General features: G+C 70.7%; 13 protein-coding genes. 4 read left to right on the top strand and 9 right to left on the bottom strand.

The window, feature by feature from the left end; genetic code table 11:
* Window positions 1–45 precede the first annotated feature (45 nt).
* The gene (locus HD596_RS10840; RefSeq protein WP_185069129.1) at window positions 46–1,305 is read left to right on the top strand and encodes an RNA polymerase sigma factor; all 1,260 of its coding nucleotides are present in this window, start codon (window positions 46–48) and stop codon (window positions 1,303–1,305) included.
* Between the two features lie 57 nt (window positions 1,306–1,362).
* On the opposite strand, the gene HD596_RS10845 is transcribed toward HD596_RS10840, so the two are convergent.
* The 4 genes from HD596_RS10845 to HD596_RS10860 are packed head-to-tail and all read right to left on the bottom strand — an operon-like array spanning window position 1,363 to window position 5,386.
* Window positions 1,363–2,379 carry a LacI family DNA-binding transcriptional regulator gene (locus tag HD596_RS10845; RefSeq protein ID WP_185069130.1) on the bottom strand — a complete coding sequence of 339 codons (1,017 nt, stop codon included), beginning with the start codon at window positions 2,377–2,379 and terminating at the stop codon, window positions 1,363–1,365.
* 37 nt (window positions 2,380–2,416) lie between these two features.
* Window positions 2,417–3,226, bottom strand: coding sequence for a carbohydrate ABC transporter permease (locus tag HD596_RS10850; RefSeq protein ID WP_185069131.1), 810 nt, complete (start codon window positions 3,224–3,226; stop codon window positions 2,417–2,419).
* The gene (locus HD596_RS10855) at window positions 3,223–4,155 is read right to left on the bottom strand and encodes a carbohydrate ABC transporter permease (RefSeq protein ID WP_185069132.1); all 933 of its coding nucleotides are present in this window, start codon (window positions 4,153–4,155) and stop codon (window positions 3,223–3,225) included. Before HD596_RS10855 ends, HD596_RS10850 begins: the two co-directional genes overlap by 4 nt.
* Before the next feature lies 1 nt (window position 4,156).
* The gene (locus HD596_RS10860; RefSeq protein WP_185069133.1) at window positions 4,157–5,386 is read right to left on the bottom strand and encodes an ABC transporter substrate-binding protein; all 1,230 of its coding nucleotides are present in this window, start codon (window positions 5,384–5,386) and stop codon (window positions 4,157–4,159) included.
* A 239-nt stretch (window positions 5,387–5,625) separates the two neighbouring features.
* Between HD596_RS10860 and HD596_RS10865 the strand changes: the two genes are divergently transcribed.
* Window positions 5,626–5,892 carry a hypothetical protein gene (locus HD596_RS10865; protein WP_185069134.1) on the top strand — a complete coding sequence of 89 codons (267 nt, stop codon included), beginning with the start codon at window positions 5,626–5,628 and terminating at the stop codon, window positions 5,890–5,892.
* Between the two features lie 215 nt (window positions 5,893–6,107).
* Complete coding sequence (locus tag HD596_RS10870) at window positions 6,108–6,314, top strand: cold-shock protein (RefSeq protein ID WP_185069135.1); 207 nt, start codon at window positions 6,108–6,110, stop codon at window positions 6,312–6,314.
* A 52-nt stretch (window positions 6,315–6,366) separates the two neighbouring features.
* Here the strand turns inward: HD596_RS10870 and HD596_RS10875 are convergent, their stop codons facing one another.
* The 4 genes from HD596_RS10875 to HD596_RS10890 all read right to left on the bottom strand — a co-directional run bounded on the left by HD596_RS10875 (window position 6,367) and on the right by HD596_RS10890 (window position 12,890).
* On the bottom strand, window positions 6,367–7,506 hold the full coding sequence (locus HD596_RS10875; RefSeq protein ID WP_246554305.1) for an alpha/beta hydrolase family protein: 1,140 nt from the start codon (window positions 7,504–7,506) through the stop codon (window positions 6,367–6,369).
* A 75-nt stretch (window positions 7,507–7,581) separates the two neighbouring features.
* Window positions 7,582–9,432 (bottom strand): zinc metalloprotease, encoded by a 1,851-nt coding sequence (locus HD596_RS10880; RefSeq protein ID WP_185069136.1) that lies wholly within the window; start codon window positions 9,430–9,432, stop codon window positions 7,582–7,584.
* A 71-nt stretch (window positions 9,433–9,503) separates the two neighbouring features.
* Window positions 9,504–11,306 carry an ABC transporter ATP-binding protein gene (locus HD596_RS10885; RefSeq protein WP_313043568.1) on the bottom strand — a complete coding sequence of 601 codons (1,803 nt, stop codon included), beginning with the start codon at window positions 11,304–11,306 and terminating at the stop codon, window positions 9,504–9,506.
* A 162-nt stretch (window positions 11,307–11,468) separates the two neighbouring features.
* Window positions 11,469–12,890 (bottom strand): phosphatidylinositol-specific phospholipase C domain-containing protein, encoded by a 1,422-nt coding sequence (locus HD596_RS10890; protein ID WP_185069138.1) that lies wholly within the window; start codon window positions 12,888–12,890, stop codon window positions 11,469–11,471.
* Window positions 12,891–13,023: 133 nt separating this feature from the next.
* Between HD596_RS10890 and HD596_RS10895 the strand changes: the two genes are divergently transcribed.
* On the top strand, window positions 13,024–13,689 hold the full coding sequence (locus HD596_RS10895; RefSeq protein ID WP_185069139.1) for a sensor domain-containing protein: 666 nt from the start codon (window positions 13,024–13,026) through the stop codon (window positions 13,687–13,689).
* Between the two features lie 17 nt (window positions 13,690–13,706).
* On the opposite strand, the gene HD596_RS10900 is transcribed toward HD596_RS10895, so the two are convergent.
* Window positions 13,707–14,093: a hypothetical protein gene (locus HD596_RS10900; protein WP_185069140.1), complete on the bottom strand. Its 387-nt coding sequence runs from the start codon at window positions 14,091–14,093 to the stop codon at window positions 13,707–13,709.
* Window positions 14,094–14,201: the final 108 nt, after the last annotated feature.

A 14,201-nucleotide genomic window follows, 5' to 3' on the forward strand; every position in this document is an offset into this window, starting at 1 on the left:
CCGGCCGCGAACGTGCTCCGCGGCCGGATGCTGTATGCAGGACGCATGACGGTAGCCGATTCGCACCGGGCGGTGGAGGCGGTGTGGCGGATCGAGTCCGCCCGGGTCATCGCCGCCCTGGCCCGCATGGTCAACGACATCGGGCTGGCCGAGGAGCTGGCGCAGGACGCGCTGGTGGCCGCGCTCGAAGAGTGGCCGCGTAAGGGCGTACCCGACAATCCGGGCGCCTGGCTGACGCTCGCCGCCAAGCATCAGGCCATCGACCAGTTCCGCCGCCGCGACACCTACCAGCGCAAGTTGCAGGAGGTCGGCCGGGACATGGAGCTGCGCCAGGAGTCGGCGGAGGCCGAGCTCGACGAGGCCCTCGACGACCACATCGGCGACGACCTGCTCCGCCTGATCTTCACCGCCTGCCATCCCGCCCTGCCCGCCGAGGGCCGCCTCGCGCTCACCCTGCGCCTGCTCGGCGGCCTGTCCACGGCCGAGATCGCCCGCGCCTTCCTCGTCCCGGAGCCCACCATCGGGCAGCGCATCTCGCGGGCCAAGCGCACCCTCGCCGACCGGAAGATCCCGATCGAGCTGCCGCCGCCCGCCGAGCTGCCGGCGCGGCTGGCCTCCCTCCTGGAGGTCATCTACCTGATCTTCAACGAGGGGTACGCGGCGACCGCCGGCGACGACTGGATCCGCCCGTCGCTGTGCCAGGAGGCCATGCGCCTCGGCCGCGTGCTGGCCGGGCTCATGCCCGCGGAGCCCGAGGTGCACGGCCTGCTCGCGCTCATGGAGATACAGGCCTCGCGCATCCCGGCCAGGACCGCCCGCGACGGCTCGCCCATCCTGCTGCTCGACCAGGACCGCAGCCGCTGGGACCGGCTCCTGGTCCGCCGCGGCCTGGACGCGCTGCGCCGCGCCGAGGAGCTGGGCACGCTCGGGCCGTACGGGCTGCAGGCCGCCATCGCCGCCTGCCACGCCCGCGCGCTCACCCCGGAGGCCACCGACTGGGAGCGCATGGCCGCCCTCTACCGGCTGCTGGCCCACGTCACGCCCTCACCGATCGTCGAGCTGAACCGGGCGGTGGCGGTCGGCATGGCGTACGGGCCCGAGCGCGGGCTGGAGATCGCCGACGGCCTCCGGGACGAGCGCGCCCTGCGGGAGTACGCCCATCTGCCCGCCGTCCGCGGTGACCTGCTGGCCAAGCTCGGCCGGGCCGAGGAGGCGGCCGCCGAGTTCCGGCGCGCGGCCGAGCTGACCCGGAACGTACGCGAGCGCGACCTGTTCCTGGAGCGCGCCGCCGCGCTGTCAGCCTGACGCCCTCTCCGGTTCAGCGGACGATGCGCTCCCGGGCCCGGACTCAAGGGCAACGGGTCACGGCCCGCCGGTGGACTCGCGGGCCACGACCGTGAAGCGGCTGACGAACTCGCGGGCGACCTCCCGCTTCTTGCCCTTCTCGGCGATCCGCTTGGCGAGGAACCGGACGGCCGTGCCGGCCATCAGCGGGTGGTCGGGGTCGATGGACGACAGGGAGGGCACGGTGTAGGCGCCTTCGGCGATGTTGTCGAAGCCGATGACCTTCACCTCGCCGGGCACGCGTACGCCCCGGTCGGCCAGCCCGCGCAGCACGCCGATCGCCACCGTGTCGGTCACGCAGAACACGCCGTCGAACCCGACCCCGCCGTCCACCAGGCGCCGGGCCGCGGCGGCCCCGCCCTCCATCGTGAGCTGCCGGGTCGGGGCCACGAGCCGCGGGTCGAAGGCGACGCCGGCCTCGTCGAGGGCCTCGCGGTAGCCGGTGTAGCGCAGGCTGGAGACGTTGACCTCCTCGCCCTGGGCGCCGCCGTCGACGAGCGCGATGCGGCGGCAGCCCCGCTCGATCAGGTGGGCGGTGGCGGCGCGGGCGCCTTCGACGTTGGGCATCGCGACGTGGTCCACGGGCCCGTCGAAGATGCGCTCCCCCAGGATGACGATGGGGTAGTCGACCTTGAGCAGGTCGGTGTCGGCCGGCCCGAGCCCGACGGTGCTGAGGATGAGCCCGTCGTAGAGGCGGTTGCGGGACAGGGAGAGCGCGTCCAGCTCGCCCTCGCGGGAGGCGCCGGTCTGCTCGATGGCCACCTTGAGGTTGTGCCGGGCCGCCGCCGTGATGATCTCGGCCGCGAGCTGCCCGAAGTACGGCCGGTCCACCTCGGGCACGGCGAGCCCGATCGTGCCGGTCCGCCCGGTGCGGAGGTTGCGCGCCGCCACGTTGACCCGGTAGTCGAGGTCGGTGATGGCCTGCAGCACGCGCGCCCGCGTCTCGTTCTTGACATGGGGGTGGTCGTTGAGCACGTGGGACACCGTCATGGCGGACACGCCCGCGGCCCTGGCCACGTCCTGGATCGTCACCATCTCCGGATCACCCGCACGGCCCGCATCCTCTCACGCGTCAACCCTTGACGCTCCCCCGTAGCAGCCCGTTGACGATGTGCCGCTGCATCGCGATGAAGAAGATCACCACGGGGGTCAGCACGATCACGCTGAGCGTCATGAACGCCGGCCAGTCCACCGAGTACTGCCCGACCGCCTTGTAGACCTGCAGGACCAGGGTCTGCTTGTCGGGCGAGCTGATGAACACGTTCGGCGTGATGAAGTCGTTCCAGATCCACATGGTCTGGAACACGCCGACCGTGATGAGGATGGGCCGGATGAGCGGCAGCACGATCCGCCAGTAGATCTGCCACGGTCCCGCCCCGTCGATGCGGGCCGCCTCGAAGATCGAGATCGGCAGTGACCGCAGGTAGCCCTGGATGAGGAAGTAGCAGAAGACCGAGCCGGCGGCGTACAGGAAGATGAGCCCTTCGAGGCTGTCGACCAGCCGCAGCTGCACGAGGATCCGGTAGACCGGGATCAAAGTGGCCTGGCCCGGCACCATGAACGCGATCACGAGCAGCACGCCGGCCACCCGGTTGACCAGCGTCCTGCGCAGCAGCATCGCGTACGCCGCCATCGACCCGATGACCAGCATGATCACGATGGAGACGGCGGTGACGTACAGCGTGTTGAGGAAGGACTGCAGGATCGGCGTGCTCTCGAAGACCCGCACGTAGTTGTCGAGGTACAGGCTCGTCGGCGGCGCGAGCGGCGCGGCCGACGTCTCTCGCTGCGTCTTGAACGTGTTGACGACGATGTAGTAGAACGGCACGCCGACCACGGCGGCGGCCAGGATCATCGCGAAGCTGAGCAGCGGCCTTCTCATGACAGGCGCCCTTCGAGCCGGCTCGACAGGACCAGCTGGACCGCCACGATCGCGCCGACGACCAGCATGAAGACCACCGCCAGCGCCGACGCCTGGCCGAACTTCGCCTGGGCGATGCCGCTCTGGATGATCGACTGGGTGATGGTGAACGTGGCGTACCCGGGGCCGCCCTTGGTGAGGGTGTAGGGCAGGTCGTAGACCTTCAGCCCGCCGGTCATCAGCAGCAGCGAGCTGATGGTGACGGCCGGTGCGAGCAGCGGCAGCGTGATGGAGAAGAACGACTGGCGCGGCGAGGCGCCGTCCACCCGCGCGGCCTCGTAGTAGTCGTCGGGGATCGACTGCAGGTAGGCCAGGTAGAGGATGGCGTGCCAGCCGGTGGACGACCAGACGGCGACCATGATGACCGACAGCTGGGCGAGCGTGCTGTCGGACAGCCAGGGCACCGGTCCCAGCTCTCCGAGCAGGCTGTTGATGGCGCCGGAGCCGAGCGGCGACAGGATGAACCCCCACACCAGGCCGAGGATCGCGATGCTGGGGATGGCGGGGAAGAAGAAGACGGCCCGCACCACGTTCCGGCCGAAGAAGCGGCGGTTGAGCAGCACGGCCAGCGGGATCGCCAGCAGGGTGACGATCACCGTGGTGCCGATCGCGTACAGCAGCGTGAACCCCAGCCCGGCCAGCATGGCCGGATCCGAGAAGATCTTCCGGTAGTTCTCCAGCCCGACGAAGTCGACGTCCGTCGAGTAGCCGTTGAAGTCGGTCACGCTGAAGTAGAAGGACTGGGCCAGCGGGATCGCGAACAGCACCGCGAACACGATCCCGATCGGCACCAGGAACGCCTGCAGGCGCAGCCCTTCCAGCTTCTTCGGCGAGGTGAGCCAGGACAGGGCGCCCGTCGCGGCGGGCGCCCTCGTGCCGAACGCCGTCATGTCAGCTCTGGCCCTTGAGCCGGTTGTCGAGCGCGGCGGCCACGTCGGCCGGCTGCTCCTTGCCCTGCACCATCAGCTGGAGCTGCGCGACCGCCTCGGTGTTGAGCGCGTCCTGCGCTCTCGGCCAGGCGATCTGCGGCAGGTAGAAGGTGCCGTCCTTGAGCGCCTGGAGGTTGGGCTCCAGCACCTTGTCGATCTCGGGGGTGACGTCCGACGTGGTGGTCATGGCCGCCGTCTGCTTGTTGAACAGCGTCACGCCTTCCTTGCTGCCGAGGTACGTCAGGAACGCCTCGGCCTCCTTCTCGTGCTCGGTCTTGGCGTTGATGGCGTAGCCGGGCGAGGCCGCGCCGGACCAGAACGGCTTGCCGTCGGGCGTCGGCACGCCGACGAAGGCCATGTTCATCTTCGGCGCCTTCTCCCGCAGCGCGGACACGTTCCACGGGCCCGCCGAGATCATCGCGACGCGGCCGTTGGCGAACTCGTCCACGATCTGCTCGCCGGACAGGCCCACGACGTCCTTGCTCATCACCCCGCTGGTGAACAGCTGGTTGAAGGTGGTCAGCGGGCCGAGCCACAGGTCCCCGAACTTCTTCTGGCCCGCGAAGATCTGCGCGTCCACGTCGCCGCCCTGGCGGGCGTTCTCGTGGCCGACCAGGGCCGCGAGGGTGAGCGGCATGCCCGTCACCGAGTCGTAGTACGGCGTCGTGCCCGCCGCCTTGAGCTTCTGGCACAGCGCGATGAAGTCGGCCCACTTGGTGGGGAACTCGGTGACGCCCGCCTTCGCGAGGAGGTCCTTGTTGTAGAGGATGCCGGCGGACCACGACGAGATCGACATGCCGTACGCCTTGCCGTCCCGCGAGTAGGTGGCGGTGTTGAACTTCGACAGGTTCGCCATGTACGGCTTGCCGGTCAGGTCCTTGACGAAGCCGCCCTGGATGAGGTTGGTCTTGTTCTCGGCCGCGATCGCGAACACGTCGGCGGCGGTGCCCGAGACGAGCCGGGTCTGCAGCGTGGAGATGTACTCGGCCACCGGCGGGGCCGTGGAGAACTCGACGTCGATGGTGGGGTTCTGCTTCTCGAAGGCCTCGATGAGCGGTTTCATCGACTGCTCGTTGTCCCAGGAGAAGAACGTCAGCTTGGTCTTCCCACCGCCTCCGCCTCCCGAGCCGCATCCGGCCAGGGCCAGAACGGCAGCCGCCAGAACCGCAGTTGATCTTCTGAGCAGGGACATCGCGCACCTCTTTGGCACTCTTACCGGGGGGTCGGGCACGTCGGATCGTCGTCTGCGGGCCGCCTGGACAGCCGCACCCGCCGCGGGGTTGTATCGATAAAACATGTATCGACACAAATCGCAGCGTGTCAAGAGTGCGTTACCGACCGCGCAACCGGCCAGGCCCACCCAAGTGAGCCTCTGGCCAGGCCCGGGGCAGGCATGTATCGTTACGACCCCCGATCCGGGCGGATCTAGGCGTGCCAGAGGACGGCGAGCTGCCGGGTGGCCAGGCGGGACGGGACGGCGCGGAGCAGCATGTCGCGCGCCTGCACGACACGGCGTTGCCGGTCACCGCCGGGCACCACGACCAGCTCGGCCTCGCCATCCCGCGCGAGAGGATCCCCGCCATGATCGCGCTCTACGGAGGTGCGCTGTTCACCCTGGTCAGCGCGCCGCCGGGGAGTGTCAACAGGGAGGCCGTCCGGAGCATGGTGGAGGTCATCGTGTACGGCTGCGCCGGATAAAAAGGTCAATCCGGGGCAAAAACTATCGACGACCGGACCAAATAAGAAAGCCTTGTGGGGCCGCACCGGAATCGTGTGCTAGGCTGAGTGAAGTTGCAGTTGTGGTACCCATGAACACTTGCGCGCCCGACGGAATACGATCTTCGGGCGCGTTTTTGCTTGCCGGTCATTTCCGGATGGGTCATGTTTTCTGCACTTATCTAAAGGAGATCGACATGGCAACCGGAACCGTGAAGTGGTTCAACTCTGAAAAGGGCTTCGGCTTCATCGCGCAGGACGGCGGCGGCGCCGACGTCTTCGCGCACTACTCCAACATCGTGTCCAACGGCGGCTACCGCGAGCTGAACGAGGGCCAGAAGGTGTCCTTCGACATCGTCCAGGGCCAGAAGGGCCCGCAGGCGGAGAACATCGTCCCCGCCTGACGCGCGCCGAAAAAAGGGCTCGCACCCACCTGGGTGCGGGCCCTTTTTTCTGTCAGGGATTCTGGAAGGCAACCTCGGGATTGGCGGCGGACGGGCCGTCCAGCAGCGGCTGGTGCTCGCCCCGCAGGTGCTGGTCGAAAAAGGCGCCCACATAGGCCGTGGTGATCTCGCCCGATCGTTCGCCCGAGAGCGGGGCGGAGGGGTCGACGACTCCGGCCTGCCCGCCGAGGATCGGCAGGTCGATGAAGGTGAAGTGGCCGGAGTCGGCGACCGTCAGCCAGCGCTTCCAGCCGTCCAGCCGCTGCCAGGCCGGCGGCCAGCTCGTGTCGACGGTGCCGGGCGAGTGCTGGGCCTTGGTGCCGAGCATGAGGAAGGGCCGCTTGCCGAGGCCGGACTCCGGCACCGGCGCGAAGAACGAGCCGTCCATGTCCACCCCCGCGCGGATGCGGCGGTCGCCGGCCATGGCGACGGCGGCCGCGTTGCCGCCCAGGGAGTGTCCGGCGGCGCCGATCCGCCGGGGGTCGATCATCTTCCAGCGCTTCCAGTGGGCCAGCTCGCCGACCACGAAAGAGAGGTCCGCGCCTCGGCCTTCGGCGGCCTTGGCCATCAGCTTCTTCTCCTCCTCGTCGGAGGGGGCCCGCTCGATCGCCTCGCAGGCGACGCAGGTCAGGGTACGGCCGCCGGGGAAGGCGGTCCCGTACGACTCGTAGGCGTGGTCCACGAGCGCGACGACGTACCCCTTGGACGCCAGTTCCTCGGCGAGCGTCGTCAGGGTGGCGCGGTTGAGCGTGAAGCCCGGCGAGAGCAGCACCAAGGGGTGCCTGCCGCCGATCGGGCGGGCGCCGGCGCGGGCGTTGACGCGCACGCCGGCGACCTGCTCGGCCCCGAACCTGGCGTCGAGCCTCAGCCCCTTGAGCAGGAGCCGGGCCTCCTCGACGGTCATGTACGGGACGGGGCCGCCGCCGGTGGAGGCGGGGTAGTACATCGACACCATCAGCTCCCGCCCGTCCGCGGCGGGCACCCACGGGTCGGGCCGCTTCCTGTCGACGAGGTGCAGGGTGTCGCGCCCGACCGCGTACTGCCCGGTGGGGCGGGGAATGGAGAGGGCTTCCGCGGCGGCGGTGGCCGCGGAAGCCGGGAACACGGCGCCCAGCAGGGCGACGATCGCGGCCGCGAGTCGGGTTCTCATCATGGGCAGGAGCGTAAGAATGACGCCTGTGCCGCCGGCACTCCCGAAAGGCCCGTTCGTCCCCTTACTTTCGTCAACCTAGTCGCCGGCGGCGCTCCGGTACTGGGCGGCCAGGGCGATGGTCTGCTGCGCGGTGTACGGGTCGAAGGTGCGCAGCGCCCGGGCGTCCAGGCCGGCCAGCAGCCGGGCGGCCCGCGCGGGGTCTCCGTCGCGGCGGACGTACTCGTCGTCCTGGAAGCGGATCGACGGGCGGGCGGCGTCGAGCGCGGCGGTCCGGACGATCGCCGCCACGACGGGGTCATGGCTCCCGGTCTCGGCCTGGCGGCGCTCGCGTACCTCCGCCAGCGCCTCGCCCGCCGTGGCGAGGGCGTCGCTGCCGCCGAGGGCGAACCACGCGCCCACCTCCGCCGCGTGCAGCACGTCGGCGTCGCGCTCCTCCGCCACGCCCTGCGGGGGTGTGATGCGGACGCGCAGCGGCTCGCCGGTGACCACCCACTGCACGGGCTCGCCCACCGGGTCGCGGGCGGGGAGGCCGAGGACCGGCGTGATGTCGTATTCGCCGGGTTCGGCGAAGGTGAAACCGGCCGAGCCGAAGGTGAGGTTGACGTTGTTGCTGGTCGCCCCGCCGGGCGGGAGGGTGAGCTTGGCGGTGGAGTCCATGGCTGCCATGCACCGCTGCGCGATCGGGGTGAACGCGGTCGCCTCCGCCGGCGGATCGCCGGCCCGGCGCACCAGGATCTCCAGCGGCCCGGCCTTCGGGTCGAGCACCCAGCGCTCCACCTCCAGATCCGCCGTCGTACGGTTCTCCAGGGTGACCTTGAGGAACACCGGCTGGCCGAAGGCGAAGACCGGCCCGGACTCGGGCGCGGCGAGCGTCAGCCGGTAACCGTCGAACGGGATCTCGGGCGCGTACGGCGAGTGCCCGCCGCCCCCGTCGGCCCAGTAGCGAACCGAGTGGAAGGGCTCGCCTCCGGGGATCAGCGCCGTCAACGGCCCGTGCCGGAGAAAGGCCAGCTCGTCGGCGTCGAAGGTGAACCCGAACTCCCGCCAGTAGTCCTGCTCGTGCCCGCCGCCCAGGTATCGCCAGTCGTAGTTCATGAAGGAGGTCGAGTCGGCCCGGCCGACCACGCGCTCGAAGCGGTGCGCGAGGTTGAGCGCGTGCCCGAGCTCGTGCACGATGGTCCTGATGATCTTCTGATCCCTGGTCGCCCCCTGGAACCCGGCGGTGAAGACCGCCGCGCCCTGCCGCTGGAGCAGCCCTTCGGCGTCGAACATCACGCCGGCCAGCCCGGGGATGGCCGCCCGCGACAGCAGGAGCAGATGCAGCTCCCACGCCCGGGCGCGCAGCGAGGCGTCGCCCGTGATGAGCATGAGATCGCTCAGCATGGTGTAGAGCAGCGAGTCGTCCCAGGCTCCGGCGATCCCGGCGGGGATGGGGCTCTGCCGGCCGACGTCCCTGACCGCGAACCCGGCGGCCCGCAGGCAGCCGTTGACCGTGCGCTCCACGCCCTGGAAGATCACCGGGCTCGGCGCCGGGACGTTCTGCTCCAGCTCGATCTCCAGGCCCAGCTCGCGCAGCGCGTCGTCCTTGCGCTCGACGGGGACGACCACCTCGGTCCGGGTGGGCAGCCCGTTCAGCGGGGCGTCGAGCACGAACGTGACCGACACGCCGTCGGCCTGTGCCTGGGCCAGGGCCAGCGACCCCGTCGTCTTGCCGGTGGGAGCGGCCTGCCAGATCGCCGGCCACGTGCCGTCGTCGAGCGCGACCTTGGTGCCGGGCGCGGTGCGCGCCGACGCCAGGTACGCCTTCCGGCCGTCCGCCGCGACCTGGAACACGTCCGCGCTGATCACCCCCGAGCCGTCAGCGTCCACCCGCAGCGTGACCGAGATGCCGCCGCTCTGCCCCTCGTAGCGCCCGTCCCTGATCATGGGATCTCCTCGATGTCGAATGCACCGTTCCAACGATGACGCACGACGGGCCGGGATGGCATGAGTATCCCTTACTCAACCGCCGCCTCGGCGACGGAGGCGACGGGAGCGACGGGGGCGATGGAGCGGTCGTCGTCCACCAGGAAACCGCCGGACTGGTGCCGCCAGAGCCGGGCGTACGGGCCTTCGGCCTGGAGCAGCTCGGAGTGGGAGCCCTGCTCCACGATGCGCCCCCGGTTGAGCACGACCAGCCGGTCCATCCGGACGACGGTGCTCAGCCGGTGGGCGACCACGAGCGCGGTGCGGTCGCGCATCAGGTGCCACAGGGCTTCCTGGACGAGGATCTCGCTCTCGGAGTCGAGGGCGCTGGTGGCCTCGTCCAGCAGCAGGATCGGGGCGTCGCGCAGGATGGCGCGCGCGAGCGCGAGGCGCTGGCGCTGGCCGCCGGAGAGCTTGACGCCGCGCTCGCCGACCAGGGTGTCGAAGCCGTCCGGCAGGGACTCGGCGAACTCCGTGACGTGCGCCGCCCGCGCCGCCGCGAGGATCTCGGCGTCGGTGGCGCCCGGCCGGGCGAAGCCGATGTTGTCGCGCACCGACCGGTGGAACATGGCGGGTTCCTGGGGGACGTACGCGATGAGGCTGCGCAGGTCGGCCTGGCGCAGCCGGGAGATGTCCTGGCCGCCGATCAGGATCCGGCCCGCGTCGACGTCCATGAGGCGAAGCAGCAGCCGGGTGAGGGTGGTCTTGCCGCCGCCGGACTGGCCGACCAGCCCGATCTTGGTGCCGCTGGGGATGTCCAGGTCCAGGCCCTCGAACAGGGGCGGGGCGCCGCCGTGCGCGAACCGCACCCGCTCGAAGCGCACGCTCGAGTCGGCCGGGCGCAGCGGCTGCGGGACGGCGGGGTCCAGCACGGTCGGCGGCTCCAGCAGCAGCTCGGTGAACTGGGCGGCCTCGGTGAGCACGCTCTCGATCCGCCGGTAGATCTGGTTGAACTCGAACATGATGCTGATCGCGCTCGTGTAGTAGGAGAACGTCACCACGATGGCCTCCACGCCCAGCCCGCCCCGCAGCACCACGGCGAGGAGCAGGCCGACGGCACTGGTGAGGACCGAGATCGGGGCGACGACCGTGTCCACCCGCAGGTTGCCGTAGTCCCAGGACCGCAGCGACAGCCGCTGCTGCTCGGCGAGCCTGGCCCGGTGCTCGGTGGCCTCGCGGTCCTCGGCGGCGAACGCGCGGACCGTCTCCATGTTGGCCAGCACGTCGGCGACATGGCCCGACACCAGCACCTTGGCGGCCTCGCGCTCGTCGACCAGCGCCTGGCGGCGGCGGATCAGCGGGGCGACGAGCACGCCGGTGACGATGATGAGACCGACGAGAACGAGGACCAGCAGCGGGTGATACTGCCACAGCACCACCGAGGCGAAGATCAACGGCATCAGCTTGGCCATGATCGAGAAGGTGAGCGTGTCGGCGAAGTCCTCGAACCGGGCGGAGAACCCCAGCACCCGTTTGGTCAGCGAGCCGGCGAAGTTGTTGTGGAAGAACGCGGCGTCCTTGGTCAGCAGCTCGTCCATGCCCACCACGCCGAGCCGTTCGATGCCCCGGGCGTCCGTGCGGTTGAGGAAGTGCAGCCCGATCCGCCACAGCACCTCGCCCGCCAGCAGCAGCGCGCCGAAGGCGAGCACGTACGGCAGGAGCGCGGCGACGCTGCCCTCCCCGCCGCCGGCCAGATGCCCCACCAGCCCGGCCACCGCCAGCGGCGCCAGGTAGGACAGGCAGATGTTGCCCAGCGCCGGCAGCGTCAGCGCGGGCAGCGCGACCCACCGCTGGCGGACCAGCTCGCCGCAGTAGTAGCGCAGCGCCAGCAGCACCGCCGACCTCCGCTCGGACGGAGCGTCTTTGGATTTCTGAAGTGTTCCGAGCACAGCCATCCGCCCTCCCCGAATGCAGACACGGCCCCCGCTCATGCTGCCGTCCGGGGGTACGAGGGAGCGAACGATTTTCCGGCCGCCGCCCCCTCGTACGACGCGGGCTTACTGGATTGCGCCGGATTGGGAGAGAAGGTCCTGGTACCAGGTGTCGTACGGGTGGTTGGTCGCCGGGTAGTTGGCGAGCGGGCTGGTCGCGTCGCCGGCCGAGTCGAAGTCCCAGCCCCGTACGATCCGTCCCGCCTGCCGCGCCGCGGTGAGGAACGAGGACTGCGTGGCGGGCGCGGCGTAGAACAGCGCGCCCTGCTGGAGCTCCGCGCTGTCGCCCTGCTGGAACTCGTCGAAGGCGACCTGCTGGTAGCGGATGCGGTCGCCGGTGTACCTGTCGGTGTCGACGCGCAGGGTCTGCGACGGGGTCGGGCCGTCGGCGCCGGTCCACACGCGCACGCGCGAGGTGCCGCCGGCCGAGGTGGTCTTGTCGTAGCGGGCGTCGGAGGTCTTGGCGTTGCCGCTCCACGAGACCGACATCGCGCCGGCGTCGAGCACGCCGTCCCAGTCCCAGTTCTGGCTGCCGCTCTGGCTGCGGTGGATCTCGCGCAGCCGCGTGCCCGCCGGATCGGTGAACCTGATCGTCGGCTGGACGCCGTCGTCGTACTTGCGGCTGGCCGACCAGGTGATCTCGCCGTCGGCGCCGAGGCGGCCCACGCGGTACCACAGCGTGGTCGCGCTCTGGGACTGGTGGACCTCGACCAGGTCGCCGTTGTCGTTGAGGGCGACGGCCGGCGTCACGCCGTTGTCGTACTTGCCGTGGCGCAGCCAGGTCACGCGGCCGTCGGCGCCGTACGTGCCGGACCAGTACCAGAGCGCGCCCCCACCCGAGTCGTGCACCTCCACGACCTGGCCGCGGCCGTTGATCGCGATGGCCGGGCTGGAGCCGACGTCGCGCTTGTACAGCGTGCGGGTCGTGCCGTTGCCGGAGATCAGGGGGAGCACCCGGCCGCGCAGCTCGTCCACCGTGGGCGGGGTCGCCGGGTAGTCCTTGGCCCAGAGCAGCCGCGGGCCGAACACGGACACGAGCTCCTGGTTGAGCGCGGCCAGGTTGCCGGCGGCGTACGAGGTGTTGTCGGTCAGGTCGTCCTTGATGTCGAGGGCGACGACGATCGGCGCTGCGGTGGGGTGCTGCGCGGACCAGGTGTTGATCGCGTTGAGCCAGTCGCGCAGGAGGTTGGAGGCGGGGTTGCCGGTGTGGTCGACCTGGTTGCCCGGGGAGTCGTGGCCGATGGAGTAGTCGTTCGAGGTGGCGTAGCCGTTGTCGTGTATGTCGAGTTCGAGGAAGCGGATGCCGTGGTCGAGCTGGTAGGCGATCGAGTTCTTGGCGCCGGCGACGTTGCCCGAGTAGCTGTTGTGCGTGGCGCGGAAGATCGCCGAGGGTAACGGCTGGTCCGCTTGCGCCTGGGCGGGTCCGCTGATCAGCAGTGCGGACGTGGCGAGGGCGAGCGCGGACAGGACGGTTCGTGATCGGAGCATGCTCTGATCATCACGGCGCGGATCTTTCCCGACAATATGGCTGCCGAGGCGGTTCAGGTAGGGCTGGCCCTACCACGTACACGCCCGTGCGCAGGGTCGATGCGTCCCGGGCCCGGCTCGTAGCGTCTTCCCCATGAGAACCCTCCAGCGCCGCCTCGCCACCGACACCCGCTACACCCTGCTCGGCCTCCCGCTCTCCGTCGCCTCCTTCGCCACCACCGTCATCGGCGTCTCGGCCGGCCTGGGCAGCGCGGTCGCCTTCGTCGGCCTGCCGGTGCTGGCCGCGACCGCCGCCTCGGCCAGGCATCTCGCCGACCTCGAACGCGTCGCGCTCCCCGGCGTGCTCGGCCACCCCGTCGCCCGCCCGGCGTACGCCCCCGTCCCCGAGGGCGCGGGCTGGTTCCGCCGCGTGATGAACCCGCTGACCAGCGGGCAGGCGATGATGGACCTGCTGCACGGGATCATCGCGCTGCCGTTCGCGCTGGCCGCCTTCGTCCTCAGCGCCGTGTGGTGGGCAGGGGCCGTCGCCGGCCTCACCTTCCCCCTCTACGGCTGGGCCATCGCCCGGATCCCCGGCGTCCTCGAGAACGGGCTGCCCGAGTGGCTGGGGCTCGCCGGCACGCCCACGACGTTCGTGCTCGTCACCACGGCGGTGGGCGCCCTGTTCGCGCTGACGCTGGTGCCGGTGGTCCGGATGGCCGCCCTGCTGAAGGCGGGCGTGGCGCAGACCATGCTCACCCGCGCCGTCCACCCGGAGCCCGCCGCGGCCCGCGAGCCCGCCTGGGTGATCGCGCGATAGCCCGGCCCCCTGACCGGTCAGGCGCGCAGCACCTGGACCACGCGGACGCCGCTGAAGACGCCCATCGCCAGGTGCGCCCCGACCAGGGCGATCTGGAAGAGCCGCAGGGACGCGGTGAGCCGCGGGTCGTCGTAGCCGCCGTCGTAGAAGCCGGAGACGAACGCGAGCACGCCCGCGATCGCGAGCAACCCGGCGGAGACGGCGGCCACGCCGCGGTGGCGTCGGGTGGTCCCGAAGGCCAGGACGGCCTGGACGATCATCATGGGGAGCGGCGCGGACAGGCGTGCCTCGGAGCCGAGCGCGTCGAGCAGGGTCGGGCTGAGGCCGGTGCCGATGGAGATCAGGGCGCCCGTGACATCCATGAGGAGCAGCAGGGCGACCAGGGCTGGAACGGGGCGGTTCATGGTTATTCCTCCGTGTGTCGATGGGGTCAACCATGGGCGCCCGGCCGTCCGCGTTTCACGAGGCCACGGTCATGAGCGCGACGGGACCTCCGGTCCCGGCCGGGCGGG

The sequence above is a fragment of the Nonomuraea jabiensis genome, from assembly GCF_014204795.1.
Lineage (GTDB): Bacteria > Actinomycetota > Actinomycetes > Streptosporangiales > Streptosporangiaceae > Nonomuraea > Nonomuraea jabiensis.

What these genes read in the sequence shown, in the direction of transcription:
- HD596_RS10895 (WP_185069139.1), top strand. Translation starts at nt 13,024, where the DNA reads ATGAGAACCCTCCAGCGCCGCCTCGCCACCGACACCCGCTACACCCTG.
- HD596_RS10855 (WP_185069132.1), bottom strand. Translation starts at nt 4,155, where the DNA reads ATGACGGCGTTCGGCACGAGGGCGCCCGCCGCGACGGGCGCCCTGTCC.
- HD596_RS10880 (WP_185069136.1), bottom strand. Translation starts at nt 9,432, where the DNA reads ATGATCAGGGACGGGCGCTACGAGGGGCAGAGCGGCGGCATCTCGGTC.
- HD596_RS10845 (WP_185069130.1), bottom strand. Translation starts at nt 2,379, where the DNA reads ATGGTGACGATCCAGGACGTGGCCAGGGCCGCGGGCGTGTCCGCCATG.
- HD596_RS10860 (WP_185069133.1), bottom strand. Translation starts at nt 5,386, where the DNA reads ATGTCCCTGCTCAGAAGATCAACTGCGGTTCTGGCGGCTGCCGTTCTG.
- HD596_RS10890 (WP_185069138.1), bottom strand. Translation starts at nt 12,890, where the DNA reads ATGCTCCGATCACGAACCGTCCTGTCCGCGCTCGCCCTCGCCACGTCC.
- HD596_RS10875 (WP_246554305.1), bottom strand. Translation starts at nt 7,506, where the DNA reads ATGATGAGAACCCGACTCGCGGCCGCGATCGTCGCCCTGCTGGGCGCC.
- HD596_RS10850 (WP_185069131.1), bottom strand. Translation starts at nt 3,226, where the DNA reads ATGAGAAGGCCGCTGCTCAGCTTCGCGATGATCCTGGCCGCCGCCGTG.
- HD596_RS10900 (WP_185069140.1), bottom strand. Translation starts at nt 14,093, where the DNA reads ATGAACCGCCCCGTTCCAGCCCTGGTCGCCCTGCTGCTCCTCATGGAT.
- HD596_RS10840 (WP_185069129.1), top strand. Translation starts at nt 46, where the DNA reads ATGACGGTAGCCGATTCGCACCGGGCGGTGGAGGCGGTGTGGCGGATC.
- HD596_RS10870 (WP_185069135.1), top strand. Translation starts at nt 6,108, where the DNA reads ATGGCAACCGGAACCGTGAAGTGGTTCAACTCTGAAAAGGGCTTCGGC.